A 25,734-nucleotide genomic window follows, 5' to 3' on the forward strand; every position below is an offset into this window, starting at 1 on the left:
CTTCAAAATGTAAATTTTCCTAGACAATTGGTATTTTTTTGGCATTAATTCGCCCAGAGGAGACACAACCTATGCCTTCAGTGAAGACCGAGGAGCGTCACGATAATGCCAAAGGCCTGGATGTCATGCATCCGGCGCTGGCGCTTCGGCTGCTCGCATCCGGGCAGCAGGCGGCAGCAAAGGCCGTCGACGCTGCGATCGAGCAGATTTCCACTGCTGCGTCCCTGGCCGCAGAAGCGCTTGGCGCCGGACACCGTCTCGCCTATGCCGGCGCCGGCAGCTCGGGCCTGATGGCCATGGCCGATGCGCTGGAACTCCCCGGCACCTATGGTATCCCGCAGGACCAGATCGTCATTCTGCTTGCAGGTGGTGCTGCCAGCCTCAGCGACCTCGCCGGTGGCTACGAAGACGACATGGAACTCGCGCGCGAAGACGTGCGCAAGGCTGGCATCTCTGCGGGCGACTGTCTGGTCTCCGTGTCGGCCAGCGGCTCGACACCCTATGCGCTGGCCGCAGCCGACGAGGCGCGCAAGCTCGGCGCCAAGGTGATCGCCGTCGCCAACAATCCAGGAGCTGCCCTGTTCAAGGACGCGGATGTCGCCATCCTGCTGCAGACGCCGCCGGAAGTCGTTTCCGGCTCGACGCGCATGGGTGCGGGCACGGCGCAGAAGATCGCCTTCAACATGTTCTCGACGCTCGTCGGCATCCATCTCGGCCACGTGCTCGATGGCCACATGATCAATCTTCGCGCCGACAACATCAAGCTGCATGGCCGTGCGGTGCGGATCGTCACCGACATTACCGGCGTCAGCGCCTCCGAGGCCGGCCGGCTGATCAATGCCGCATCCGGTTCGGTCAAGATTGCCATCCTGCTCGCCTCGGGCGCGAAGGACGTGGCGGCAGCCGAGGCGGCGCTCGACCAGACCAAGCAGAATCTGCGCCGGGCGATCGACATCGTCTCGGCCTGACAAAACCTGGGATTCAAACCGCGCCAAAACGGCGCATATAAGAGGGAGAAACTAAATGACCCGTACGACACTCAAGGGCCTGCTGCTCGCGTCGAGCATTCTCGGCTCGGCCGGCCTGGCCCAGGCCGAAGACGTGACGCTGACGATCGAAAGCTGGCGCAACGACGACCTGGCGATCTGGCAGGAAAAGCTGATCCCGGCCTTCGAAGCCAAGCATCCGGGCATCAAGGTCAAGTTCGCTCCGACCGCTCCGACCGAATACAACGCGGCGCTGAACGCCAAGCTCGACGCCGGTTCGGCTGGCGACCTCATCACCTGCCGCCCGTTCGACGCCTCGCTCGAACTCTACAACAAGAAGCACCTGGCCGACCTGACGGCACTTCCGGGCATCGAGAACTTCTCGCCGGTCGCCAAGTCCGCCTGGACGACGGACGATGGCGCGGCCACGTTCTGCGTGCCGATGGCTTCGGTCATCCACGGCTTCATCTACAACAAGGACGCCTTCGACCAGCTCGGCATCCAGATCCCGACGACGGAAGCCGAATTCTTCGCGGCTCTCGACAAGATCAAGGCCGACGGCAACTACATCCCGATGGCGATGGGCACCAAGGATCTCTGGGAAGCCGCGACCATGGGCTACCAGAACATCGGCCCGACCTACTGGAAGGGTGAAGAAGGCCGCGCTGCGCTGATCAAGGGCGAGCAGAAGCTGACCGACGATGCGTGGGTCGAGCCTTTCCGCGTTCTCGCCAAGTGGAAGGATTACCTCGGCGACGGTTTTGAAGCCCAGACCTATCCGGACAGCCAGAACCTGTTCACGCTCGGCCGCGCTGCGATCTACCCGGCCGGTTCGTGGGAAATCGGTCTGTTCAACACCCAGGCCCAGTTCAAGATGGGTGCCTTCCCGCCTCCGGTTAAGAACGCCGGCGACGCTTGCTACATCTCCGACCACAACGACATCGGCGTCGGCCTCAATGCAAAGAGCGCCCATGCCGAGGAAGCCAAGAAGCTCCTGACCTGGATCTCGTCGCCGGAATTCGCCGACATCTATGCCAACTCGCTGCCGGGCTTCTTCAGCCTGAACTCGACCGCCGTGAAGATGGCCGATCCGCTCGCCCAGGAATTCGTTTCCTGGCGCGAAAAGTGCAAGCCGACGATCCGCTCGACCTACCAGATCCTGTCGCGCGGCACGCCGAACCTCGAAAACGAGACCTGGGTCGAATCTGCGAACGTCATCAACGGCACGGATACGCCTGAGGTTGCTGCCGAAAAGCTGCAGAAGGGTCTGGACGGCTGGTTCAAGCCGGCAAAGTAAGCGCAACTGGTTCCCTCCCCTTAACGGGGAGGGTCGGCCCTACGGTGCTGCGTGTCCAATCAGGTGCGCAAAGGCTGCTGTAGCACTTTGATTTGCTGCATGTTTTGTCCTTGAATCGGAGACGGTCCAAGAAGATGTGCGGCAAAGGCCGGGCGGGGCGACATTGCCCAAGGAGGCACTCCCCCAGCCGAAGCGTCATCGACCTCCCCTTTGACAGGGGAGGTCACCGACGCAGTCGTTTGCAAAAGAACGCGATAGCCTTAACCTTCGTCATGAGCCCGGATCGGGGCAGGCGGTATGCGGCAGGACCGGCCGTATGGCGTCGACGTGCATCATGATCCCTGAGGGAACCGGTCGAACAAGCGGGTACGATCAATGAGCAACGCCACTTCACTGCAAGAGGGACAGCCGGCCGTCAGACGGCCGAAACGCTGGCACATCCTCATCTTTCTGCTGCCGGCCCTTTTGGTCTACTCCGCGGTCATGATCCTACCGCTGATCGAGACGCTGCGCCTCTCACTCTACAACACGGTCGACGGTCAGCCGACCTTCGTTGGTCTCGCAAACTTCCAAGTGCTGTTCGGCGAAGAGCGCTGGGCACACGATTTCTGGAACGCGCTGAAGAACAACGTCATCTTCTTCATCATCCACATGTGCGTGCAGAACCCGATCGGCGTTGCGCTGGCGGCGATGCTGTCCATTCCGAAGCTGCGTTTCGTCACGTTCTACCGCACGGCGATCTTCCTGCCGACGCTTCTGTCCTTCGTTATCGTCGGCTTCATCTGGAAGCTGATCCTGTCGCCGATCTGGGGCGTGGCCCCCTGGATGCTCGATCTCGTCGGCTTGAAGTCGATGTTTGCGCCCTGGCTCGGCAAGCCCGGCTCGGCGCTCATCGCCGTGTCGCTGATCTCGGTCTGGCAATATGTCGGCATCCCGATGATGCTGATCTATGCCGCGCTGCTCAACATTCCCGATGAAGTGATCGAGGCTGCCGAATGCGACGGCGTCACCGGCTGGAGCCAGTTCTGGAAGATCAAGCTGCCGCTGATCCTGCCGGCAATCGGCATCATCTCGATCCTGACTTTCGTCGGCAACTTCAACGCCTTCGACCTGGTCTACACCGTGCAGGGCGCACTCGCAGGTCCTGATGGTTCCACCGACATTCTCGGCACGCTGCTCTACCGCACCTTCTTCGGCTTCCAGCTGCAGCTCGGCGACCGCTCGATGGGTGCTACGATCGCGACGGTGATGTTCCTGATCATCCTTGCCGGCGTGTCGCTCTACCTCTTCGTCATCCAGCGCCGCATGCGCCGCTATCAGTTCTAAGGGAGGCCGAGATGCAAGCACGCCACTCCATTTTCCGCACCGGCTTCGTTCACGCAGCACTGATCGCCTATACGCTGATCTCGCTGTTTCCGGTGTTCCTGACGGTCATCAACTCGTTCAAGGATCGCAACGCGATCTTCCGCGCACCGTTGACGGTCCCCACGCCCGAAACCTTCAGCCTCATCGGCTACCAGACGGTACTCGGCCAGGGCGATTTTGCGACCTACTTCCAGAACAGCTTCATCGTCACGGTCGTTGCGATCGCGCTGGTTCTGCTGTTCGGCGCGATGGCCGCGTTCGCGCTGTCGGAATATCGGTTCCGCGGCAACACGCTGATGGGGCTCTATCTCGCGATCGGCATCATGATCCCGATCCGTCTCGGCACCGTCGCCATTCTCCAGGGCATGGTCGCGGCCAACCTCGTCAACACGCTGACGGCGCTGATCCTCGTTTATACGGCGCAAGGGTTGCCGCTCGCGGTGTTCATCCTGTCGGAGTTCATGCGCACGGTGTCCGACGACCTGAAGAACGCCGGTCGCATCGACGGGCTGTCGGAATACTCGATCTTCTTCCGCCTCGTTCTACCGCTTATCCGGCCGGCAATGGCGACCGTCGCCGTGTTCACGATGATCCCGATCTGGAACGATCTGTGGTTCCCGCTGATCCTGGCGCCGGCGGAAGCCACCAAGACGGTGACGCTGGGCTCGCAGATCTTCATCGGCCAATTCGTCACCAACTGGAATGCGGTGCTTGCGGCCCTGTCGCTCGCCATTCTTCCGGTTCTCGTCCTCTATGTCATTTTCTCGCGGCAGCTGATCCGCGGCATCACCGCAGGAGCAGTCAAGTGAGTTCAGAAAGCAAACCGGTCCGGGTCCTCGTCGCAGGCCTCGGCAACATGGGGCGCAGCCATGCGCTCGCCTACCACAACAATCCCGGCTTCGAGATCGTTGGCCTGGTCAATCGCTCCAAGGTCGAGCTTCCGGAAGAGCTGCGCGGCTACGAAATCCATCCGGACTTCAACAGAGCGCTTGCGGAACTGAAGCCGGAGCTCTGCTCGGTCTGCACCTATTCCGACAGCCATGCCGACTATGCGGTCGCCGCCTTCGAAGCGGGCTGCGACGTCTTCGTGGAGAAGCCGCTGGCAACGACGGTCGCCGACGCAGAGCGCGTCGTTGCGGCTGCCAAGAAGCATGGCCGCAAGCTGATCATCGGCTACATCCTGCGCCATCACCCCTCGTGGATCCGGCTGATTGCCGAAGCCCGCAAGCTCGGCGGTCCTTACGTGTTCCGCATGAACCTGAACCAGCAGTCGAGCGGCCCGACGTGGGAAACCCACAAGTCGCTGATGAAGACGACGCCGCCGATCGTCGACTGCGGCGTGCACTATGTCGACGTCATGTGCCAGATCACCGATGCCAAACCGGTGGAAGTGCGCGGCATGGGCCTGCGTCTGTCCGACGAGATCGCTGAGGACATGTACAATTACGGCCACCTGCAGGTGATCTTCGAGGACGGTTCGGCCGGGTGGTATGAGGCCGGCTGGGGGCCGATGATCTCCGAGACCGCCTTCTTCGTGAAGGACGTGATGTCGCCGAAGGGCTCGGTGTCGATCGTCATGGACCCGAATGCCAAGTCCGACGATATCGACACCCACACCAAGACCTCGGTCATTCGCGTACACAATGCCGAGACCGGCCCCAACGGCCGATTCCTGAAACCGGACGAAGACCTGACCATGGACGGGGAACCCGGCCATCAGGAACTCTGCGATCGGGAGCAGGCCTATGTGCTGAAGGCCATCCGTGAAGACATCAATCTCGACCGCCACATGAACGACGCCGTCCAGTCGCTGCGCATCTGCCTTGCTGCGGATGAGAGCGTGCGTAGCGGCCAGCCGGTCAAACTTTAAGAGGGGCAATCAGGTGGGATCACTTCAACTCAAATCCATCCGCAAGGCCTATGGCAGCCATGAGGTTCTCAAGGGCATCGATCTCGAAGTGAAGGACGGCGAGTTCGTCATCTTCGTCGGGCCCTCCGGCTGCGGCAAGTCGACCTTGCTGCGCACCATCGCCGGCCTTGAGGACGCCACCTCCGGCAGCGTCCAGATCGACGGCGTCGAGGTCGGGCATGTGGCGCCCGCCAAACGCGGCATCGCCATGGTGTTCCAGTCCTACGCGCTCTATCCGCACCTGACGGTGAAGGACAATATGGGCCTCGGCCTGAAGCAGGCCGGCAAGCCGAAGGCGGAAATCGAGGACAAGGTCGGCAAGGCGGCGAACATGCTGTCGCTCGACCCCTATCTCGCCCGCCGTCCGGCCGAGCTTTCCGGCGGCCAGCGCCAGCGCGTCGCCATCGGCCGCGCTATCGTGCGCGAACCAAAACTGTTCCTCTTCGACGAGCCCTTGTCGAACCTCGACGCGGCGTTGCGCGTCAACACCCGGCTCGAGATCGCCCGGCTGCACCGCAGCCTCAAGGCAACGATGATCTACGTGACCCACGACCAGGTCGAGGCGATGACGCTCGCCGACAAGATCGTGGTGCTCAACGCCGGCCAGATCGAGCAGATCGGCTCGCCGATGGATCTCTACAACCGGCCGGCCAATGTCTTCGTCGCCGGCTTCATCGGCTCGCCGCAGATGAATTTCATCGACGGTGCCCGTCTCGGCGATAAAAGCGCCAAGACGATCGGCATCCGGCCGGAACATCTCGGCCTGTCTCGCGAGAGCGGCGACTGGAAGGGCAAGGTCGTGCATGTCGAGCATCTCGGTGCCGACACGATCGTCTATATCGAGTCCGATCAGGTCGGCCTGATCACCGTCCGGCTGTTCGGCGAGCACCGCTACGCCCCGGACGATATCGTCTATGCAACGCCGATGGTCGGCAGCATGCATCGCTTTGGTGCCGACGACCGCGTCCTCGCCTGAGACGAGCAATCCGGCCCGACGGCCGGATCACAGCTTGGTGATAACAAGCCGCCGTGGTGCCGAACGCACTGCGGCGGCTGATTTTTTTTGGATTCAACGCGCTGCATCATGGTGTTGCGCTGCGGCGCAAATTAACATACATTTGTGTTTGTATATTAGCGTTCCGGTATTTTCCGTTCCCGATGCCGGTCTTGCTTCCCTTCACTTCCGGACCGCGCAGCCCTGCGACCCACGCTGGCTGCGCACGGTCACCGAATATGGACATCGCTATGCGCATGAACCGACCGACACTGGCCGCCGCCTTGGCAACCGTGATTTTGCTTTCCGGCTGCCAGAAACAAGAAGAACAGGCCGCTCCCGCCTTCCCGCCATCGGCTGTCGCCGTCTTCACGACCGCATCCGAGACGCTGCCGATCACCAACGAACTGCCGGGCCGCATCACCGCGACGCGCGTCGCCGAAGTGCGCCCGCGCGTTTCCGGCATCGTCGTCGAACGCGTCTTCCAGCAGGGCACCAAGGTGAAGGAAGGCGACGTGCTCTACCGCATCGACCCGGCTCCCTTCCAGGTCCAGGTCGAGAAGGCCGAGGCGACGCTGCGCCGCGCCGAGGCCGTACGCCTGCAGGCCGAGCAGAAAGCTGCCCGCCAGGAAGCGTTGAAGAAGGCCAACGTCGTTGCCGCCCAGCAATTCGACGATGCATCCGCCCTGCTCGCTGCAGCGGCTGCCGACGTCGCCATCGCTCAGGCCGGCCTCGCTGCCGCCAAGCTCGATCTGCAATATGCCAACGTGACCGCGCCGATCAGCGGCCAGATCGGCCGCGCGCTCATCACCGAGGGTGCGCTGGTCAGCGCCAACAGCTCGGAAAACCTCGCCACGATCCAGCAACTCGATCCGCTCTATGCCGACTTTACCCAGTCGGCGACCGATCTCATCCGCCTGCGCAAGGCGCTGGAAGACGGCAAGATGTTGAGCGGCGAGCAGGTGGCCGAGGTGCAACTGATACTCGACGACGGCACGCCCTACGAACACAAGGGCAAGCTCCTGTTCTCGGAAGCAGCCGTCGATGCGACGACCGGCCAGGTAACGCTGCGCGGCGAATTCCCCAATCCCGATGGCGACCTGCTTCCGGGCATGTATGTCCGCGTGCTGGTTCAGCAGGGCGTCGAGAAGGATGCGATCACCGTGCCGCAGCAGGCCGTCCAGCGTAACAACGCCGGCCAGTCGCAGGTCTATGTCGTCACGGCCGACAAGAAGGTCGAGTTCCGCAACGTCACGCTCGGGCGGACGGTCGGAACCCGCTGGCAGGTGACGACAGGCCTGAAGCCTGGCGAAAAGGTCATCGTCGAAGGCTTCCAGAAGATCGGACCCGGTGCGCCGGTCGAGCCGACCGACTGGGACCCGAACGCCAAGCCCGCGGCCGAAGCAGCGCAGACGACCGCGGCGGCCGAAGAAAAGCCCGCTGAAGCCACAAAGTGAGTGCTGATTAATGCCCAGTTTTTTCATCGACAGGCCTATTTTTGCCTGGGTGGTGGCGATCTTCATCATGATCGCCGGCATCATTGCGATACCGCTCTTGCCGGTGTCGCAATATCCTGATGTCGCACCGCCGCAGATCTCCATCAACACCAGCTATCCCGGCGCCTCGTCGCAGGACACCTATCAGAGCGTTACCCGGCTGATCGAAAACGAGCTGAACGGCGTCGAAGGCCTGCTCTATTTCGAATCGACCTCCAGCGCTTCCGGCTCGGTCGACATCAGCGCCACCTTCGCACCGGGTACAGACCCGGGACAGGCGGCCGTCGACATCCAGAACCGCGTGCGCCGCGTCGAACCGCGCCTGCCCGATTCGGTCAAGCGCCAGGGCGTGCAGGTCGATGAAGCCGGTTCCGGCTTCCTGATGATCGTCGCGCTTACCTCGACCGACGGCTCGATGGATGCCATCGGTCTCGGCGACTATCTCAGCCGCAACGTGCTCAACGAAGTCCAGCGCGTGCCCGGCGTCGGCCGTGCGCAGCTGTTTGCGACCGAACGCTCGATGCGCATCTGGCTCGATCCGGACAAGATGCTCGGCCTCAACCTGACGGCTGCCGACGTGACGAATGCCATCCAGGCCCAGAACGCCCAGATCGCATCCGGCTCGATCGGCGCACAGCCGAACCCGATCACGCAGCAGATCAGTGCTCCTGTCGTCGTCAAGGGCCAGCTGTCGAGCGCCGAGGAATTCGGAGCGATCGTGCTTCGCGCCAACCCGGACGGCTCCTCCGTTCGTCTGCGCGATGTTGCCCGCGTCGAAATCGGTGGCGAAAGCTACGCATTCTCGACCCGCCTGAACGGCAAGCCGTCCGCAGCGATCGCCGTGCAGCTGTCGCCAAGCGGCAATGCGATGTCGACGTCGGCCGCGATCAAGGAACGCATGGAAGAACTGTCGAAGTTCTTCCCCCAGGGCCTCGAATATTCGGTTCCCTACGACACCTCGCCGTTCGTTGCCGTTTCCATCGAGAAGGTGCTTTCGACGCTGGTCGAAGCGGTCGCGCTCGTCTTCATCGTGATGTTCCTGTTCCTGCAGAACATCCGCTACACCATCATCCCGACGCTCGTCGTGCCGGTCGCCCTGCTCGGCACCTGCGCGGTCATGCTGGCGATGGGTTTCTCGATCAACGTGCTCACCATGTTCGGCATGGTGCTGGCGATCGGTATTCTCGTCGACGATGCGATCATCGTCGTCGAGAACGTCGAACGCATCATGTCCGAAGAGGGGCTGACGCCGAAGGACGCCACCCGCAAGGCGATGAAGCAGATCACCGGCGCCGTCATCGGCATCACGCTGGTTCTGGCTTCGGTGTTCATCCCGATGGCCTTCTTCCCGGGCGCCGTTGGCGTGATCTATCGCCAGTTCTCGCTGACGATGGTCGTGTCGATCCTGTTCTCGGCGCTGCTTGCGCTGTCGCTGACGCCGGCCTTGTGCGCCAGCTTCCTGAAGCAGGTTCCGAAGGGCCACCACCACGCCAAGCGCGGCTTCTTCGGCTGGTTCAACCGCAGCTTCGACAAGACCTCGCATGGCTATAGCGGCATCGTGAAGCACATGGTCCACCGGACCGGTCGCTACATGGTCGTCTACCTCGCAGTCCTCGCCGGTCTCGGCTGGCTGTTCATGAAGCTGCCGTCGTCGTTCCTTCCGGACGAAGACCAGGGCTTCGTGATCGTCATGATGCAGCTGCCCTCCGAAGCGACGGGCAACCGCACGACCGAGGTGGTGGAACAGGCCGAAAAGATCTTCGGCCAGGAGCCGGCTGTCGAACGCATCATTGCGATCAACGGTTTCTCCTTCTTCGGCACCGGACAGAACGCAGCGCTCGCCTTCGTGACGCTGAAGGACTGGAAGGAACGCGACGCCGACAACGCCGCGCAGTCTATCGCGATGCGCGCCACCATGGCCATGAGCCAGATCAAGGATGCGATCAGCTTCGCGCTGTCGCCGCCGGCGATCCAGGGTCTCGGCACCACAGGGGGCTTCTCGTTCCGCCTGCAGGATCGCGGCGGCCTCGGCGAAGCGGCACTCTCGCAGGCACGCGACCAGCTTCTCGGCCTTGCGGCTGAGAGCAAGATCGTCACCGGCGTCCGTTTCGAAGGCATGCCCGATGCGGCTCAGGTCAGCGTGACCATCGACCGCGAAAAGGCCAACACCTTCGGCGTGACGTTTGCCGACATCAACTCGACGATCTCGACCAACCTTGGCTCGTCCTATGTCAACGACTTCCCGAATGCCGGCCGCATGCAGCGCGTGACGGTGCAGGCGGACGAGGGTCAGCGCATGCAGACGGCGGACCTGTTGAACCTCAACGTCCGCAACGCCAATGGCGGCATGGTTCCGCTCTCGGCCTTTGCGACCGTCGAGTGGGTCAAGGCCTCGACCCAGACGATCGGCTACAACGGCTACCCGTCGGTGCGTATCAGCGGCGAAGCGGCTCACGGCTATTCGTCCGGTGACGCGATCGCCGAGATGCAGCGGCTTGCGGGGCAGCTGCCGGCGGGCTTCGGCTACGAATGGACCGGCCAGTCCCTGCAGGAAATCCAGTCCGGCACTCAGGCGCCTCTCCTGATCGCGCTGTCGTGCCTGCTGGTCTTCCTGTGCCTGGCAGCACTCTATGAGAGCTGGTCGATCCCGGTGGCGGTCATCATGGTGGTTCCGCTCGGCGTCATCGGTTCGGTTCTGGCCGTAACCATGCGCGACATGCCGAACGACGTGTACTTCAAGGTCGGCCTGATCGCGATTATCGGCCTGTCCGCGAAGAACGCCATCCTGATCATCGAGTTTGCCAAGGAACTGCGCGAGCAGGGAAAATCGCTGATCGATGCGACGCTGGAGGCGGCGCACCTGCGCTTCCGCCCGATCCTGATGACGTCGCTCGCCTTCACGCTCGGCGTTCTGCCGCTGGCGATCGCAACGGGCGCAAGCTCGGGCAGCCAGCGCGCCATCGGTACCGGCGTGATGGGTGGCATGATCTCGGCAACGGTGCTGGCGATCTTCTTCGTTCCGGTGTTCTTCGTGTTCGTCACGAAGCTGTTCGGACGCAAGAAGGTGGAAGCCACACCGGCTGCAACCGAGACCCCGACACCTGCCGAGTAACACGACAATCGACGGCCCGCCTTTCGGCGGGCCGTTCTGCAAGGAGGAATGAATGCGCCGAACGAAAGCCGATGCGGAGGCAACCCGGCAGAAGATCCTGAGTGCTGCCGAACGTGTGTTCTACGCAAAGGGTGTTTCCAACACGACACTGGAGGAAGTGGCCAAGGAAGCGGGCGTCACCCGTGGCGCCATCTACTGGCACTTCGCCAACAAGACCGATCTTTTCCTGGCCCTGCACGATGCCGTGCCGCTGCCCCAGGAAGACATGATCGCTCAGGAGATCGAGGCTGAAGCCGCCGATACGCTGGCAATCGTCGAGGATGCGATGGGTGCCTGGATCGATATTCTGGCCGCCGACGAGCAACGCCAGCGCATCCTGACCATCATGCTGCGCACCAACTACGACGGCGACATGAGCGAGGTCCTGACGCGACACAGGGAACTCGACGAACATCACAATTCTCTGCTCGAGCTGGCATTCGCCCGCGCCCTTGCCAGCGGCTACATGCGCGACAGCTGGACTCCGACATCGGCGACCCGCACGCTTCATTGGATGATGCTGGGCCTCTGCACCCAGTGGCTGCTCTTCGGCCGCAGCTTCGACATCGTCGCGGAAGGACGCGATGGGTTGGGGCGACTGTTTTCCAGTTTTCGCACCCCTCGCGCTGCCCGCGCCGCGCCGATCCCCGTTAGCTGAACACCACCGTCTTGTGACCGTTGAGCATGACGCGCCGCTCCAGGTGCAGCTTGACGGCACGTGCCAGCACGCGGCTTTCGATGTCGCGGCCGCTGGCGACGAAGTCGTCCGCCGTCAGCGCGTGGGTGACGCGCTCCGTCTCCTGTTCGACGATCGGCCCTTCGTCGAGATCCGAGGTGACGTAGTGGGCGGTGGCGCCAATCAGCTTGACACCGCGCTCATGCGCCTGGTGATAGGGTTTTGCCCCCTTGAATGACGGCAGGAACGAGTGGTGGATGTTGATGGCCTTGCCGTAGAGGCGCTTCGACAGCGTGTCCGAAAACACCTGCATGTAGCGCGCAAGGATCACCAGGTCTGCGCCGGTCTCCTGGACCAGGCGGAGCAGCTTCTCCTCCTGCTCCGCCTTGTTGGTCTTCGTTACCGGCCAATGGTGATAGGGCACTGCTTCGAGGTCCGCCGTCCGCCGGCTGTCCTCGTGGTTGGAAACGATGGCAACGACCTCGGCGTTCAGCCAGCCGACGCGGATCTGATAGAGCAGATGCAGCAGCGCGTGGTCGAACTTCGAGACGAGGATGACGATCTTCGGCCTGCGCGCGGCGTCCGTCAGCGTGGTGCGCATCTGGAACCGGTCGACAGCCGGCCGCAGCGCCCGCTCGACATCGTCCCGCACCATGCCATCCGGTGCCTGGAAGGCGATGCGCATGAAGAAGCTGTTGGTCTGCCGATCCCAGAACTGGCTGCTTTCGGCAATGTTGGCGCCAAGGCCGGCGAGCTCAGTCGTCACCGCGGCAACGATGCCGGGCTTGTCGTCACAGGACAGCACAAGGATGAATGTGTTGGTGGCCATGGTCTCCTCCGATCGGCGGCTCTTGCGGGCGCGCTAGCACCCTTCCCGATCGCTGCCTAGGGGGAGACGACAAGAGCCGCAACGGCTGACGTGGCAGGCGGATGCGCTTTCTCTCATCGTGATATCGGGACAGACGAAAGGCGGCCGCGGTGGCCGCCTTCTGCAAGAATAACTGCTGTCGATGTGGGGTCGCTGAGGGAATCCCTCAGAAAAGCCTCAGTGCGCTTCATCCCAGTTCATCGCGGCGCGGGCATCCACCTTGAGCGGCACCCGCATGTCGAGCGCCGGCATCGCCGCATTCTCCATCACCGAGACGACGATCGGAATGGTGCGCTCGACCTCGGCATCCTCGACCTCGAAGATCAGTTCGTCGTGCACCTGCAGCAGCATGCGGGCGGACAGCTTCGCCTCCCCCAGTGCCGGCTCGATCTTGACCATGGCGCGGCGGATGATGTCGGCCGCAGAGCCCTGGATCGGCGCGTTGATCGACGCGCGCTCGTTGAAGGCGCGATGCGAGGGGATCGACGAGCGGATGTCGGGATAGTGCGCCCGCCGGCCGAAGATCGTTTCGACATAGCCATGCTCGCGGGCAAAGGCCTTGGTGTTTTCCATGTAGTCGCGAATGCCGGGGAAGCGCTCGAAATACTTCTTGATGTAGTCGCTGGCTTCCGAACGCTCGATCGACAACTGGTTCGCCAGACCAAAGGCGGAGATGCCGTAGATGATGCCGAAGTTGATGGCCTTCGCCCGCCGGCGGATTTCGCTCGACATGCCCTCGACCGGCACGCCGAACATCTCCGAGGCGGTCATCGCGTGAATGTCGACGCCATCGGCAAAGGCCTGGCGCAGCTGCGGGATGTCGGCCACGTGCGCAAGCACGCGCAACTCGATCTGGCTGTAGTCGGCAGACACCAGCTTGTGGCCCGGCGTGGCGATGAAAGCTGTGCGGATCTTGCGGCCTTCGGCGGTACGCACCGGGATGTTCTGCAGGTTCGGGTCGGAGGAGGACAGCCGTCCGGTCGTCGTCGCCGCCAGCGCATAGGAGGTGTGGACGCGCTTGGTGTCCGGATGGACGAAGCCCGGCAAGGCGTCGGTATAGGTCGACTTCAGCTTGGTCATCTGGCGCCAGTCGACGATCTTGCGCGGCAGCTCATGGCCTTCAGCCGCGAGATCCTCCAGCACCTGCGCCGAGGTCGACCATTGGCCGGTCTTGGTCTTCGAACCGCCCGGCAAACCCATCTTGCCGAAGAGGATGTCACCGAGCTGCTTCGGCGAGCCGACAGTGAAGGTCTCGCCGGCCAACTTGTAGATCTCGTCTTCGAGTGCCGCTGCCCCTTGCGCCAGTTCGCCCGAGAGGCGCGACAGGATCTGGCGGTCGATGGTGATGCCTCGCTCTTCCATATGCGCCAGCACCGGCACGAGCGGCCGCTCCAGCCGTTCATAGACGCGCACCAGTCCCTTGGCCGCGAGCCGCGGCTTCAGCACGTGCCAGAGGCGCAGCGTGATGTCGGCGTCTTCGGCTGCATAGGCGGTGGCGCGGTCGATATCGACATAGTCGAAAGTCACCGAGGATTTGCCGCTGCCGGTCATGTCCTTGTAGGCGATCGGCTTGTGGCCGAGCCAGCGCTCCGACAGCGCGTCCATCCCGTGCGTGCCGTTGCCGGCATCGACGACATAGGACATCAGCATGGTGTCGTCGAAGCCCTTCACGGTGATGCCGTGCCGCTTCATGATCAGATAGTCGTATTTCAGGTTCTGCGCGACCTTCAGCACCGACGGGTCTTCGAGCAGGACCTTCAGCCGGCTCAGCGCCTCGCGCACCGGAATCTGGTTTTCGGCCTGGCCTCCCCCGAGAAGATCACCGACGCCGGTCTTGTGGATCAGCGGCACGTAGGCAGCGCGGATCACCGTTCCCGCGGGATCCTTGGCATAGTCGGCGAGCGCCAGCGAAAAGCCGACCAGTTCGGCCTGCATGGCGTCGAGCGATGTCGTTTCGGTGTCGAAGGCAACGAGGCCCGCATCCTTGGCGTCGGCAATCCAGGCATCGAGCGTCGGCAGGTCGCGGATCGCGACATAACGCGTGTGGTCGATCGTGGCGCTGGCGAAAAGGGCTGCGCGCGACTGCGCCAGCGCCTCGGGCGTCGCCTCGCCGGTCTCGCCCGTGGAGACGACCTCGCCCTTGGCCGCAGCTGCGGCATCTGCTGCGCTTGAAGGCGCCGGTGCTGCCGCGGCCTTGTCGAGATCCGGCCCGCGCGCATCCGCGCCCCACTCGACCGGCACCGTGGCAGGCTCCACCGCATCGGCGTCCGTGCCGGTGGCAGCGGCGACGCGGCGGGTGAGCGTAGTAAATTCCATCGCCTTCAGGAAGGCGACGAGACGCGGTCCATCCTGCGGTTCCAGCTGAAAGTCTTCGACCGGGACGTCGAGCGGCGTGTCGGTGCGCAGCGTTACCAGCTGGCGGGACAGACGGGCGAGGTCAGCATTGGCAATGATGTTTTCGCGGCGCTTGGCCTGCTTGATCTCGCCGGCGCGCGCCAAGAGCGTATCGAGGTCGCCGTATTCTTCCAGCAATTGGGCCGCAGTCTTCGGGCCGATGCCGGGAATGCCGGGAACGTTGTCGGTCGAATCGCCGGTCATCGCCTGAAGGTCGATCATCTTTTCCGGCGGCACGCCCCATTTCTCGATCACTTCCGGGATCGAGATCTGCTTGTCCTTCATGCTGTCGTACATCGACACATTCGGCGTCACGAGCTGCATCAGGTCCTTGTCGGAGGAGATGATGGTGACGCTGGCGCCCGCCTTTTCGGCAAGGCGCGTATAGGTGGCGATCAGATCGTCGGCCTCGAACCCTTCCTTCTCGATGCAGGGCAGGTTGAAGGCACGCGTGGCGTGGCGGATCAGCCCGAATTGCGGGATGAGATCCTCGGGTGGAGCCGAGCGATTGGCCTTGTAGAGATCGTAGAGTTCGTTGCGGAACGTCTTCGAAGAATAGTCGAAAATGACGGCGAAATGCGTCGGCGTGACGCCGACAGACGTATCGCGCGCATCGGTGAGCAACTTCCACAGCATGTTGCAGAAACCGGACACCGCGTTGACCGGAAGGCCATCGGATTTGCGGTTGAGCGGCGGGATGGCGTGGAACGCCCGGAAGATGAATCCGGAGCCGTCGACGAGGAAGAGGTGATCACCGTTTTTCATCGGCAATGGATAGCGCGGGGTGAGCCAAACGTCCATTGGGGTTTTCCGCGCTCGCGACATTCTCACCCCATTGTTGCGATCGATCGGGCCGCATTCGACAACGCCCGCCCCTTGCACGAACCATCTGTCGTTCGGCCGCCCTTACGGCCGGACGCGGACCGATCTGCAGGCTTGCGAATTGGGCATACGGCGCCTATCTTCGGCTGCGACAAGGCAGCTGAGCACAACGGTGCGCTGCGTGGTGGTCGTGGCAAAGATGACGATGGCGGTCGCGCGTCATGTTCGGTTTCGGCGCGCCGCGGAAAAGCCTTTGGATGCGGCCCCAAGCTTCACAGAAACGTTACGCATTTGTAATGCGCGATTCAGTGGCCCAATCCTTGAAAAGCCACATTTGACTCCTCAAATCCTACTCAACGGCACCGAGTGATGCCGTCTTCTGGTGATTGGCCTGTCCCCCGCCCGCACCAGATGAGGACAAAGGCCTTATCCCCCTCTCCGGGCCTTTGTCCCGTTTTCAGAGAACCGCCACGGCGCCGCCTCCGCGCCGTGGCGGTTTCTCGTTGAGCGGGTCAAATCCTTGTGAGACAAGGCTTTCTCAAGTCCATCGCCTGCTTTGTAACTTGTCTTCGCGCCGCTTCGGGGGTACCCATTGGAGCATGGCCTTCAATCGTATGGAATCTGCGACCTACCTGGCCAGCCTGCTGGCCAAAAGTTTCTCGCGTGCCCTTCACGAGCGCGGCCAGAAACTCGGCTTCGCGCCCGGGCAATTTCCCGTCCTCCTGGAATTATGGGCCGAGGAAGGCCTGACGCAGAAGCAACTTCTCGACAGGCTCGACATCGAACAGGCGACGATGGCCAATACGCTAGGGCGGATGGAGCGCGACGGGCTCATCGTCAGGCGCAAACATCCGCAGGATAAACGCTCGCAACAGATTTTCCTTACCGAGAGGGCGAGGGAAATCGAGGCCGCTGCCAAGGAGGCGGCAGTTGCGGCCGATCAGTCCTTGCTATCCGGCCTCAGGCAGTTCGAACGGGAACTCATGCTCGAATACATGCGCATGGCGCTTGCCCACGCCGCACGCCATGGCGGCACCGCGTAACGAGAGCCGCGTGCCTCTGATCGTCCCATCAAAAAATTTGGCTTAAACCCACCGGCATGAGGCTCTAAACAACCAGAGCGGGTTCGTTCGGACACGCCAAGGTCGCTGCCGCCCGTTGAACGGCCGCATGATTTCGCCGCTGAAATCGATTCCGATTTGCGACGTCATGCAGTAGGTTCCGGCAAAACTTGAAGCAAGGATATGCATGATGGCAGATATCACCCCCATTCTCGAGCGCGCGGACGCGAACCTGCCGAAGAGCTTGGACAGGCTTTTCGATCTCGTGCGCATCAAGTCGATCTCGACCGATCCGGCCTTCAAGGCCGATTGTCGCAAGGCCGCCGAATGGCTGGTCGCGGAACTGAACGGCCTCGGCTTCACCGCCTCGGTCCGCGACACGCCCGGACATCCGATGGTTGTCGCCCACCACGCCGGTGCCACTGCCGATGCGCCGCACGTGCTGTTCTACGGCCATTACGACGTTCAGCCCGTCGACCCGTTGAACCTCTGGGATACCGATCCGTTCGAACCCGGCCTGAAGGAACTGGAGCCGGGTCGCAAGGTCATCACCGGCCGCGGCACCGCCGACGACAAGGGCCAGTTGCTGACCTTCGTCGAGGCAGCACGCGCCTACAAGGACGTTCACGGCTCGCTGCCCTGCCGCGTCACCATCCTGTTCGAAGGTGAGGAAGAATCCGGTTCGCCGTCGCTGAAACCCTTCCTCGAAGCCAATGCGGCCGAACTCAAAGCCGACTATGCACTTGTCTGCGATACCAGCATGTGGGACCGGGACACGCCGGCGATCTCGGCGGGCCTGCGTGGCCTCGTCGGTGAGGAAGTCGTCATCAAGGCTGCCGACCGCGACCTGCATTCGGGCTATTTCGGCGGTGCTGCCGCCAACCCGATCCGCATCCTGACCGGTATCCTCGCCGGGCTTCACGACGAAGACAGCCGGGTGACGCTCGAAGGCTTCTACGAAGGCGTCGAGGAAACCCCGGCCCAGATCAAGGCCGGCTGGGAGACGCTCGGCCAGACCGCGGAAAAGTTCCTCGGCGAGATCGGCCTGTCGATCCCGTCGGGTGAAAAGAATCGCTCGGTTCTCGAACTGACCTGGGCCCGCCCGACAGCCGAGATCAACGGCATCACCGGCGGCTACACCGGCGAAGGCTTCAAGACGGTGATCGCCGCCGAGGCTTCCGCCAAGGTCTCCTTCCGCCTGGTCGGCAACCAGAACCCGGAGAAGATCCGCGAGGCCTTCCGCGCCTATGTGCGCTCCAAGATACCAGCCGATTGCACGGTCGAGTTTCACGCCCATGGCGGTTCGCCGGCGATCCAGCTGCCTTATGATTCGAACCTGCTCAACACGGCAAAGCTCGCCCTGTCCGACGAGTGGCCGAAGCCGGCCGTGGTCATCGGCATGGGCGGCTCGATCCCGATCGTCGGCGACTTCCAGAAGATGCTCGGCATGGAATCGCTGCTCGTCGGCTTCGGCCTTTCGGACGACCGCATCCATTCGCCGAACGAAAAGTATGAGCTGCAGTCCTATCACAAGGGCATTCGTTCCTGGATTCGCATCCTGAATGCACTTGCCGCCTGATATCGAACGACGTCGTGGCGGGTCAGCCCGCCACGCCGATCACGCCGCTTTGGAGATCATCTCGACAAAGTCGGCAATTAACGCGGCAAACACGCCGCTGCCGATAACCATAACGCCGATGAAGAAGACACGCGTCGCACGCTCGTAGACCTTCGGCTGCAGCGAGCGCAGATGGAGGAAATCCCACAGCGCACGCATCTGCAGGAGGATGCCGATCGCCAACAGGATGACGGCGGGAAGATCGCCCATATTCCACGGCAGCGGATTGGACGCCCACTGGGTGAGAAAACCCAGCGAAAACGACAGCACCACGCCAACGACGGTCACCGTTCCGTTGCGGAAGACCGGTTCGATCGGCTTTTCCTCATCGTTCTGCATCCGCCCGCCTCCGCTTTACCGTGTCGTCTTCGCGATTTCTTGACCAAACACCCGCCTCTGCCGGGGCATCGATCCTTGACCTCACCGGCCTCAGGTGCTTCCCTTTTGCAAAACAAATCAGAATGGGAAATTGGATCATTGGCAAGTGTAAGGACCGAGACGTCGCGTTCTGGGCGCGTAACTGTGACGAACTGGAGCCGCGATGGCGGCTGCTTTGATGAACAGATGCGTCCCGAGATAGAGGCGACGCTGTCGACAGACCCTTCGGCCAAGCTTTTTGCAGCGATCGCGACGCCAGTATGAGCAGGCTGAGCGCGTATTTCTGGCCCGTCGTCGGGCTGGCAGCGATCATCTTTTCGGTGCATGCGCTCTATCACGAGTTGAGCGGTCTCTCGCTGGACGATTTCCTTGCCAGCTTCACGGCGATTTCCCTGAAAAGCTGGCTTCTGGCGATCGGCGCCACACTGGTCGCCTATGCCGCCCTTGCCGGCTACGACAAGCTGGCGCTCGATCATCTTGGCCACCGCATCTCGCTGTGGTTCATTACGGTCTGCTCGTTCACCACCTATGCTCTCTCGCACAATCTCGGCGCCTCCGTCTTTTCCGGCGCTGTCGTGCGCTACCGGGCCTACCGATCGAAAGGGCTGACGCCGGGAGAAGTCGGCGTTCTCGTCGCCTTCTGCTCGTTCACCTTCGCGCTCGGGACCCTGATGCTGTCGGCGATCGTGCTTCTGGTGAAACCGGAAATCATCGAACGATTCGCCGAATTCCTGCCGGTCGAAATGTCGTTGACGACAGGCGTGCTGATCCTGATCGTCATCGCGCTCTATGTGATCGGCAGCCTCGTCGGCTTTCCGTCGATCCGCACGCGCTGGTTCCAGCTGCACTATCCGAAACCCGCCATCGTTCTGCGGCAGCTGGTGATCGCGCCGGTCGAACTGATCGGCGCGGCCGGGATCATCTATTTCGCCCTGCCGGAAGCCGGCAATCCGGGTTTCATCGTCATTCTCGGGATTTTTCTGGCATCGTTTTCGGCAGCGCTGCTTTCGCACGCGCCGGGCGGGCTTGGCGTGCTGGAGCTGGTCTTCATCGCAGCCCTGCCGGAAATGGATCCGGCCGACGTGCTGGCGGCGCTGGCTATCTTCCGGATCCTCTATCTCGTCATCCCGTTCATCATGGCGCTCGCCGTGATCCTGGTGTTCGAACGGTCCCGGTTCCTCGCCGACCGGCGCGGACCTATTCAGTAAGATCGTGACGAGGGACCGTCACGGCGCGTTGCACACGGTCGGAAGGGCCGCCTCGAGCGGTCCTTTCACTTCCTTCAGCCGCGCCGCTTCGATCTGATAGGGCGTGAACGGCGGCACCTGCAGCGACGGATTGATGATCCGCGTCACGTAGCAGCCGGCGAAGAACCGCACGCGCGCGCGTTTCTCGATCGATTTCACCGCAACCGGCACCGCCGAGTAGATGCTGCCGGCGCCGGCTTCCGTCTTCACCTTGCCAAGCTTCACTTCGACCGAAACCGTCCGCTCGTAGCCGCGTGTGAAAGCCTTGTACCCGCCGACGGGTTTCGTCTCGCCGAAATAGCCGTAGGCGCGCGCATATTCCTTGCGATTGATGGCGTTGTAGAGCGAGCGAACGACAGCGGCACCATCCGAGCGATCGTCGACATAGGCGACGTTGTCCTGCGCCAGGGCTTCGGAATTCACGGTGGCGAGCGTGGAAAAGGCGAGCACAGCGGCGGACGGAAACTTCACGGCATTCCTCCTCATCGGCTTTCGGGGCAGCCAGGCGAGCACAACATCAAGGCGAAGCCATAGCAGGATTCGCCAAAACATCGATATCGCCGATCAGGCCGGCGGCAGGCCTGCCTTGCGGCGGGCAACGACGCGCTCGCGCCAGACAGTGAAGATGCCGGCCGCCACCACCAGCACCGAGCCGGCAATCATGTTGGTGGTCAGCGTTTCGCCGAAAATGCTGACGCCCATGACCGATGCGAAGACCAGTTGCAGGTATGTCAGCGGCTGGACGGCGACCGCGTCCAGCATGTCATAGGCGCGGATGAGGAAGTAATGGCTCGAGGTCCCGGTGAGGCATAGGAGCAGCATAAAGCCCCAATCCGGAGGCGATAGCGTCGCCCAGAAAAACGGACCGACAAGGCTGATCGCCACGGCGCCGACGATGCCGGTATAGAAGAAGCTCGTCATGGCCGGATCGTCGCGGCTGACCAACCGGGTGACGATGACATAGAGGGCAAAGACAAGAGCTGCCGCCAAGGGCAACAGGAACGCCGTCTCGAACAGGCCTTCCGCCGGCTTCAGGATCAGGAGGACGCCGATAAGCCCGACGGAGATGGCCAGCCATCGGCGCCAGCCGACCCGCTCGCCGAGCAGCGGCATCGACAGGAGGGCAACGAACAAGGGCGTCGCGGCGAGGATTGCCTGAGAATGCGCCAGTCCCACCAGCGTGAAAGACGTGATCACCATGACGATCTGCAGCGGCAGCAACAGCCCGCGCAGCACCTGCAGCATGGGTCTCTTGGTCGTGGCCGTCACCTTGAGCCCACCCGTTGCCCGGGCGGCGAGCACGACGGCAAACAGGGCAAAGGCCCAATAGCGGATCATCGCCACGAAGACCGGCGGATAGATGCTGCCGAGATGTTTGGAAATGCCGTCCTGGATCGCAAAGATGACGATGGCCAGCAGCGCGTAGATATAGCCGTTTGCCTTGATGCCCATGTTTGCGCCGATACACCCGAAGGACCGGCAGAACCAGTGAAATCTGCGCCGACATTCAGATGACTTCGTCAGGGCTTCAGTGATGTCCGGATATGAAAAGAGCCCCGCGCGGGAGGAGGTGCACGGGGCTCTCAAACTTGACCGGTGACTGGGAGGAGGAGTGCCACCGATCCGCATCGGGCGCCGCGGGAGGAGGTGCAGCGCTTCGATAAGTCGTATAATAATCATGCATCGCAATATTTTCAAGAGCGGATTTGCTGCGCCGCACAATCTTAATCCTAAACCATGCCGACCAACCTCCAAGGGTTGTCTTTATGAGGGAACAATAAAGTTACAGGTTGTAAACCACAACCAATGATATCTCTATTTGCGGCATACATCTTTCTAGACATGCAGGCATTTTGTGGTTCCTTAGATGCCATTGCACCTTGGAATTGCAGGCTCTTGATGAAATTATTGCTCCAGATCCCGACCGTGATCGTCGTTCTCCTGATTCTGACGATCTGGCTTGCCGGCTTGCGGCTGGTTGTTGTGCCGCCCGGCTCATACAGGTTGACCGCAACGACCGCGCTGGTCTTTCACGGTCACGGCTATCGGCTGCTCGATAGTCCGCAAGCAATGTGCAACCGCCCCGCCCACCCCACGCGCGACTGCGATGCCATCGCCACCAACAAGCTCGCAAAAACCGCCCTGCTGCGGCTGCCCTACAGCCAATGGCTCTACGAGTATACCGAACCGGACCGCAGTAAGCAGGCGAAGCTCATCGGCGAAACACCGCTCAGGAGTTCGATCGAGTAGAGCAACGACGTTTGATCTATCCTCCAGACCCTGGCCCGTCCTCCTGCCGGAACAAAATCGTGATTTCGAGCGGATCGCATTGCAGGTTAGAATTTTCCTGCGAGCGAGAAGGAGAAGTTCATGAAGACGCTTCTAGTGGCAATAGCCGCCATCGGCCTGTCCGCCCCCATGGCATTTGCGGAATGCGCCTATCACGCCAAGACCAACGCAGCGATCGACACGGCAACAACTACCGCCAGCATCACGACGGAAAGCCAGCCGGCATCCGAAGAAATGGTGCTCTTGAAAAAGACCGATCGTTTGGCGCAGGACGAAAAGACCGCCGAATAGCCAGAACTCTCAATACTGGACCGTAGGCGTCGGCTGTTCAGGTGGCCAACGCGTCTGTGATTGTCGTTGTCGTGTGCGCTACGGAGTGCGCTCGCATGCCCGCAAAAATGCGCAGGCGCCCCGGATCCTCAGAGCCCGTTGTATGTAGGTGTGGCGCGATAGGTCTTTGTTGCCTGTTTTCATGCGTCTCGCCCGTCCAAACGGCCCGCGGCTCTCGGGCGGGCAACATCGTGCGAACGAAGCGGCAACGCGCCGTCACACCAGATCCGGCAAGCTGTTGAAGAGCATGCATATTTTACAATCCGGTTTTTAACCCCCCCTTAAATTGCCGCATTTAAAGTTCACCGCATCGCCATGGCGGGTCGATCCATCCACTTTTCCCCGCCTTAGAGATTGCGTTTGCCACTGGGGCAAAACGACTGGGCGCCCGCGATGCGGCATGAGGGGTAAATCCAAACGGCATGGCAGCAAGCGGCAAGTCAGGACAACGGATCGAGCCTTCCTTCGGCAACAGCGTCGACGACGATGACGACGATTTTCGCATCGAGGCCAGTGATCGCGTGACCGGCAGCGGCCGCAAGCCTGCTCGTGGCAAACCGGCTTCTGCGCCTAGGAAGAAAGCGCAGCGCAGCAAGCGTGGCGGATCGCGCCGCGGCTCCAGCGGCGGCGGCGGCTTCATTGGTCTCGTGCGCACCTTGTTTTACTGGTGCATCGTGCTCGGTATCTGGGGTGCCATGGGTGTCGGCGGCCTCGTGCTCTATTACGGCGCGCGCATGCCGAGCGCCGAAAGCTGGTCGATCCCCGAGCGTCCGCCCAACGTCAAGATTCTCGCCGTCAATGGCGACAACATCGCCAACCGCGGCACGACCGGCGGCGAAGCGCTGTCGCTCGAAAACATGTCACCCTACATCCCGCAGGCGGTGATCGCCATCGAGGACCGGCGGTTCTATTCGCATTTCGGCGTCGACCCGCTCGGCCTGGCACGCGCCATGCTGACCAATGTCACCACCGGCCGGATGGTCCAGGGCGGCTCGACGCTGACCCAGCAGCTTGCCAAGAACCTGTTCCTGTCGCCGGAGCGCACGCTCGAACGCAAGGTGCAGGAAGTGCTGCTCGCCTTCTGGCTGGAGCAGAAATACTCCAAGGACCAGATCCTGGCGATGTATCTCAACCGGGTGTTCTTCGGCTCGAACGCCTATGGCGTCGAGGCGGCATCGCGGCGCTACTTCAACAAATCGGCGCGCGACGTGAACCTCGGCGAGGCGGCCCTGCTGGCCGGCCTGTTGAAGGCACCCTCACGGCTGTCGCCGGCCCGTGATCCGAAGGCGGCGGAAGAGCGCGCCCAGGTCGTTCTGGGCGCCATGCGCGAGGAAGGCTTCGTCACCGACAGCGAGATCAAGACGGCGATGTCACAGACGCCGACCAAGGCCAAAAGCTACTGGTCGGGCGCCGAGCACTACGTCGCCGACATGGTGATGGACCAGCTTCCCGGCATGATCGGCGAGGTCAAGGAAGACCTGATCGTCGATACCACCATCGACCTCAATCTGGAAAAGAAGGCGGAAGAGGCGATCAGCGCCACGCTTGACGCCGACGGCAAGAAGCTCGACGCCTCGCAGGCAGCCCTCGTGTCGATCGACGGCACCGGCGCCATCCGCGCGCTCGTCGGTGGCAAGGATTATGCCGAAAGCCAGTTCGACCGCGCCTCAAAGGCCAAGCGCCAGCCGGGCTCGGCCTTCAAACCCTTCGTCTATGCGGCAGCGCTTGAGATCGGCCGCACGCCGATGTCGATCCGCAATGACGGCCCGGTCAGGATCGGCAACTGGACGCCTGAAAATTACGACCAGAAATACCGCGGCGAGGTCACGCTCGCCGACGCGCTCGCAAACTCGCTGAACACCATCGCCGCACAGCTCGTCATGGAAGTCGGTCCGCAGAATGTGGTGAAGGTGGCGCACCGCCTCGGCATCGATTCCGAGATGCAGGCCAATGCCTCGATCGCGCTCGGGACCTCGGAAGTGAGCCTGGTCGAACTGACCTCAGCCTATGCTCCGTTCATGAACGGCGGCTTCAAGGCGACGCCGCATGTCATTCGCCGGATTTCGAAGGCCGACGGCACGGTGCTTTACGAAAACACCTACGACAACCCACCGCGTGTGCTCGACCCGGCCATCGTCAGCGAAATGAACCAGATGATGGTTCGGGTGCTGACCAACGGTACCGGCAAGAAGGCACAGCTGAAGGGCTGGGAGGCGGCCGGCAAGACCGGCACCACGCAATCCTTCCGCGACGCGCTTTTCGTCGGCTACACCTCGAACCTCACGACCGGCGTCTGGTTCGGCAATGACGACGGCAAGTCGATGAAGAAGGTCACCGGCGGCGGCCTGCCCGCCAAGGCGTGGCACGACTTCATGGTGACCGCGCATGAAGGGCTTTCGCCCTCGCCGCTGTTCGGCACCACAGGGGTTCAGCCGGTCTTCGACGACGGCGGCGCTCCACCGGTCGCGACGGGCGACATCATCTCCGGCGATCCGAACGCGTTTCCGGCGCCGCCTGTCGGCGTCGACGGCTCGATGGCCGTGCAGCAGACCCGTCCCCTGCCCGAGGGTAATGGCGGCATGGTACCGCCGGCAGATGTCGGCGAGACCACCGGCGCCACCAAGCGCACGACACTTTTCGATATTCTGACAGGCGGTTGAGGCGGCGCAAACGGCGCCGTCCTGCCGCTTTGTTGCCCTCCCGGCCTACGGCGAAACGCCGATTGTCCGCCGCCCGCCAATCGGAGGCTTGCTTTTGCCCCCAATCGCCCCGCAGAATGCCTTGCAGTCCGAAACGCCGGTCCTTATATACGCCGCATCGGCGCAGCCAACGCTGCGAAGAAATCCAAAGACC

At 62.3% G+C, this 25,734-nt stretch carries 20 protein-coding genes; 15 read left to right on the forward strand and 5 right to left on the reverse strand.

What is annotated here, in order from left to right:
• The first annotated feature begins 71 nt into the window (after positions 1–71).
• The 9 genes from BLJAPNOD_RS02420 (at position 72) to BLJAPNOD_RS02465 (ending at position 11,856) form a co-directional block, all read left to right on the forward strand.
• Entirely contained in the window at positions 72–968 is an 897-nt protein-coding gene (locus BLJAPNOD_RS02420) for an N-acetylmuramic acid 6-phosphate etherase (protein WP_115418788.1), read from the forward strand.
• 55 nt (positions 969–1,023) lie between these two features.
• On the forward strand, positions 1,024–2,283 hold the full coding sequence (locus BLJAPNOD_RS02425; RefSeq protein WP_077499422.1) for an ABC transporter substrate-binding protein: 1,260 nt from the start codon (positions 1,024–1,026) through the stop codon (positions 2,281–2,283).
• A 375-nt stretch (positions 2,284–2,658) separates the two neighbouring features.
• Positions 2,659–3,609, forward strand: coding sequence for a sugar ABC transporter permease (locus BLJAPNOD_RS02435; protein ID WP_077499424.1), 951 nt, complete (start codon positions 2,659–2,661; stop codon positions 3,607–3,609).
• Positions 3,610–3,620: 11 nt separating this feature from the next.
• Complete coding sequence (locus BLJAPNOD_RS02440; protein WP_077499426.1) at positions 3,621–4,457, forward strand: carbohydrate ABC transporter permease; 837 nt, start codon at positions 3,621–3,623, stop codon at positions 4,455–4,457.
• Positions 4,454–5,518: a Gfo/Idh/MocA family oxidoreductase gene (locus BLJAPNOD_RS02445; protein ID WP_077499428.1), complete on the forward strand. Its 1,065-nt coding sequence runs from the start codon at positions 4,454–4,456 to the stop codon at positions 5,516–5,518. The genes BLJAPNOD_RS02440 and BLJAPNOD_RS02445 overlap by 4 nt, the downstream gene beginning before the upstream one ends.
• A gap of 13 nt (positions 5,519–5,531) precedes the next feature.
• Complete coding sequence (locus tag BLJAPNOD_RS02450) at positions 5,532–6,533, forward strand: ATP-binding cassette domain-containing protein (protein WP_077499430.1); 1,002 nt, start codon at positions 5,532–5,534, stop codon at positions 6,531–6,533.
• 257 nt (positions 6,534–6,790) lie between these two features.
• Entirely contained in the window at positions 6,791–8,008 is a 1,218-nt protein-coding gene (locus tag BLJAPNOD_RS02455; RefSeq protein WP_077499432.1) for an efflux RND transporter periplasmic adaptor subunit, read from the forward strand.
• A 10-nt stretch (positions 8,009–8,018) separates the two neighbouring features.
• Positions 8,019–11,159: an efflux RND transporter permease subunit gene (locus BLJAPNOD_RS02460; protein ID WP_077499434.1), complete on the forward strand. Its 3,141-nt coding sequence runs from the start codon at positions 8,019–8,021 to the stop codon at positions 11,157–11,159.
• Positions 11,160–11,211: 52 nt separating this feature from the next.
• Positions 11,212–11,856: a TetR family transcriptional regulator gene (locus BLJAPNOD_RS02465; protein WP_115418790.1), complete on the forward strand. Its 645-nt coding sequence runs from the start codon at positions 11,212–11,214 to the stop codon at positions 11,854–11,856.
• Here the strand turns inward: BLJAPNOD_RS02465 and purU are convergent.
• Positions 11,849–12,703 carry a formyltetrahydrofolate deformylase gene (purU, locus tag BLJAPNOD_RS02470; protein WP_077499438.1) on the reverse strand — a complete coding sequence of 285 codons (855 nt, stop codon included), beginning with the start codon at positions 12,701–12,703 and terminating at the stop codon, positions 11,849–11,851. The two genes, BLJAPNOD_RS02465 and purU, sit on opposite strands and share 8 nt — an antisense overlap.
• 216 nt (positions 12,704–12,919) lie before the next feature.
• The gene (gene polA / locus BLJAPNOD_RS02475) at positions 12,920–15,901 is read right to left on the reverse strand and encodes a DNA polymerase I (RefSeq protein ID WP_115421100.1); all 2,982 of its coding nucleotides are present in this window, start codon (positions 15,899–15,901) and stop codon (positions 12,920–12,922) included.
• Positions 15,902–16,557: 656 nt separating this feature from the next.
• Between polA and BLJAPNOD_RS02480 the strand changes: the two genes are divergently transcribed.
• Positions 16,558–17,001 (forward strand): MarR family transcriptional regulator, encoded by a 444-nt coding sequence (locus tag BLJAPNOD_RS02480; protein WP_115418791.1) that lies wholly within the window; start codon positions 16,558–16,560, stop codon positions 16,999–17,001.
• A gap of 205 nt (positions 17,002–17,206) precedes the next feature.
• Positions 17,207–18,598, forward strand: coding sequence for a M20/M25/M40 family metallo-hydrolase (locus BLJAPNOD_RS02485; RefSeq protein WP_115418792.1), 1,392 nt, complete (start codon positions 17,207–17,209; stop codon positions 18,596–18,598).
• 39 nt (positions 18,599–18,637) lie between these two features.
• Here BLJAPNOD_RS02485 and BLJAPNOD_RS02490 read toward each other — a convergent pair whose 3' ends face one another.
• Complete coding sequence (locus BLJAPNOD_RS02490; protein WP_115418793.1) at positions 18,638–18,976, reverse strand: hypothetical protein; 339 nt, start codon at positions 18,974–18,976, stop codon at positions 18,638–18,640.
• A gap of 299 nt (positions 18,977–19,275) precedes the next feature.
• Here BLJAPNOD_RS02490 and BLJAPNOD_RS02495 point away from each other — a divergent pair, with 299 nt between their 5' ends.
• On the forward strand, positions 19,276–20,223 hold the full coding sequence (locus BLJAPNOD_RS02495; RefSeq protein WP_115418794.1) for a YbhN family protein: 948 nt from the start codon (positions 19,276–19,278) through the stop codon (positions 20,221–20,223).
• A gap of 18 nt (positions 20,224–20,241) precedes the next feature.
• Here the strand turns inward: BLJAPNOD_RS02495 and BLJAPNOD_RS02500 are convergent, their stop codons facing one another.
• Together BLJAPNOD_RS02500 and BLJAPNOD_RS02505 are read right to left on the reverse strand one after the other, a co-directional pair.
• Positions 20,242–20,748 (reverse strand): hypothetical protein, encoded by a 507-nt coding sequence (locus tag BLJAPNOD_RS02500; RefSeq protein WP_077499569.1) that lies wholly within the window; start codon positions 20,746–20,748, stop codon positions 20,242–20,244.
• A 78-nt stretch (positions 20,749–20,826) separates the two neighbouring features.
• Positions 20,827–21,714 carry a DMT family transporter gene (locus BLJAPNOD_RS02505; RefSeq protein ID WP_077499445.1) on the reverse strand — a complete coding sequence of 296 codons (888 nt, stop codon included), beginning with the start codon at positions 21,712–21,714 and terminating at the stop codon, positions 20,827–20,829.
• Positions 21,715–22,161: 447 nt separating this feature from the next.
• Here BLJAPNOD_RS02505 and BLJAPNOD_RS02510 point away from each other — a divergent pair, with 447 nt between their 5' ends.
• The 3 genes from BLJAPNOD_RS02510 to BLJAPNOD_RS02520 all read left to right on the forward strand — a co-directional run bounded on the left by BLJAPNOD_RS02510 (position 22,162) and on the right by BLJAPNOD_RS02520 (position 25,541).
• Entirely contained in the window at positions 22,162–22,512 is a 351-nt protein-coding gene (locus BLJAPNOD_RS02510; RefSeq protein ID WP_147294517.1) for a hypothetical protein, read from the forward strand.
• Positions 22,513–22,632: 120 nt separating this feature from the next.
• On the forward strand, positions 22,633–22,842 hold the full coding sequence (locus BLJAPNOD_RS02515) for a hypothetical protein (protein ID WP_115418796.1): 210 nt from the start codon (positions 22,633–22,635) through the stop codon (positions 22,840–22,842).
• A 461-nt stretch (positions 22,843–23,303) separates the two neighbouring features.
• Entirely contained in the window at positions 23,304–25,541 is a 2,238-nt protein-coding gene (locus BLJAPNOD_RS02520) for a transglycosylase domain-containing protein (RefSeq protein WP_115418797.1), read from the forward strand.
• Positions 25,542–25,734 lie beyond the last annotated feature (193 nt).

The organism is Ensifer sp. M14 (genome assembly GCF_003355565.1).
Lineage (GTDB): Bacteria > Pseudomonadota > Alphaproteobacteria > Rhizobiales > Rhizobiaceae > Ensifer.

Excerpts from the sequence above, each read along its gene's own strand:
- BLJAPNOD_RS02420 (WP_115418788.1), top strand. The coding sequence starts at position 72 with ATGCCTTCAGTGAAGACCGAGGAGCGTCACGATAATGCCAAAGGCCTG.
- BLJAPNOD_RS02425 (WP_077499422.1), top strand. The coding sequence starts at position 1,024 with ATGACCCGTACGACACTCAAGGGCCTGCTGCTCGCGTCGAGCATTCTC.
- BLJAPNOD_RS02435 (WP_077499424.1), top strand. The coding sequence starts at position 2,659 with ATGAGCAACGCCACTTCACTGCAAGAGGGACAGCCGGCCGTCAGACGG.
- BLJAPNOD_RS02440 (WP_077499426.1), top strand. The coding sequence starts at position 3,621 with ATGCAAGCACGCCACTCCATTTTCCGCACCGGCTTCGTTCACGCAGCA.
- BLJAPNOD_RS02455 (WP_077499432.1), top strand. The coding sequence starts at position 6,791 with ATGGACATCGCTATGCGCATGAACCGACCGACACTGGCCGCCGCCTTG.
- BLJAPNOD_RS02460 (WP_077499434.1), top strand. The coding sequence starts at position 8,019 with ATGCCCAGTTTTTTCATCGACAGGCCTATTTTTGCCTGGGTGGTGGCG.
- BLJAPNOD_RS02465 (WP_115418790.1), top strand. The coding sequence starts at position 11,212 with ATGCGCCGAACGAAAGCCGATGCGGAGGCAACCCGGCAGAAGATCCTG.
- purU (WP_077499438.1), bottom strand. The coding sequence starts at position 12,703 with ATGGCCACCAACACATTCATCCTTGTGCTGTCCTGTGACGACAAGCCC.
- polA (WP_115421100.1), bottom strand. The coding sequence starts at position 15,901 with ATGAAAAACGGTGATCACCTCTTCCTCGTCGACGGCTCCGGATTCATC.
- BLJAPNOD_RS02480 (WP_115418791.1), top strand. The coding sequence starts at position 16,558 with ATGGCCTTCAATCGTATGGAATCTGCGACCTACCTGGCCAGCCTGCTG.
- BLJAPNOD_RS02485 (WP_115418792.1), top strand. The coding sequence starts at position 17,207 with ATGATGGCAGATATCACCCCCATTCTCGAGCGCGCGGACGCGAACCTG.
- BLJAPNOD_RS02490 (WP_115418793.1), bottom strand. The coding sequence starts at position 18,976 with ATGCAGAACGATGAGGAAAAGCCGATCGAACCGGTCTTCCGCAACGGA.
- BLJAPNOD_RS02495 (WP_115418794.1), top strand. The coding sequence starts at position 19,276 with ATGAGCAGGCTGAGCGCGTATTTCTGGCCCGTCGTCGGGCTGGCAGCG.
- BLJAPNOD_RS02500 (WP_077499569.1), bottom strand. The coding sequence starts at position 20,748 with ATGAGGAGGAATGCCGTGAAGTTTCCGTCCGCCGCTGTGCTCGCCTTT.
- BLJAPNOD_RS02505 (WP_077499445.1), bottom strand. The coding sequence starts at position 21,714 with ATGGGCATCAAGGCAAACGGCTATATCTACGCGCTGCTGGCCATCGTC.
- BLJAPNOD_RS02510 (WP_147294517.1), top strand. The coding sequence starts at position 22,162 with ATGAAATTATTGCTCCAGATCCCGACCGTGATCGTCGTTCTCCTGATT.
- BLJAPNOD_RS02515 (WP_115418796.1), top strand. The coding sequence starts at position 22,633 with ATGAAGACGCTTCTAGTGGCAATAGCCGCCATCGGCCTGTCCGCCCCC.
- BLJAPNOD_RS02520 (WP_115418797.1), top strand. The coding sequence starts at position 23,304 with ATGGCAGCAAGCGGCAAGTCAGGACAACGGATCGAGCCTTCCTTCGGC.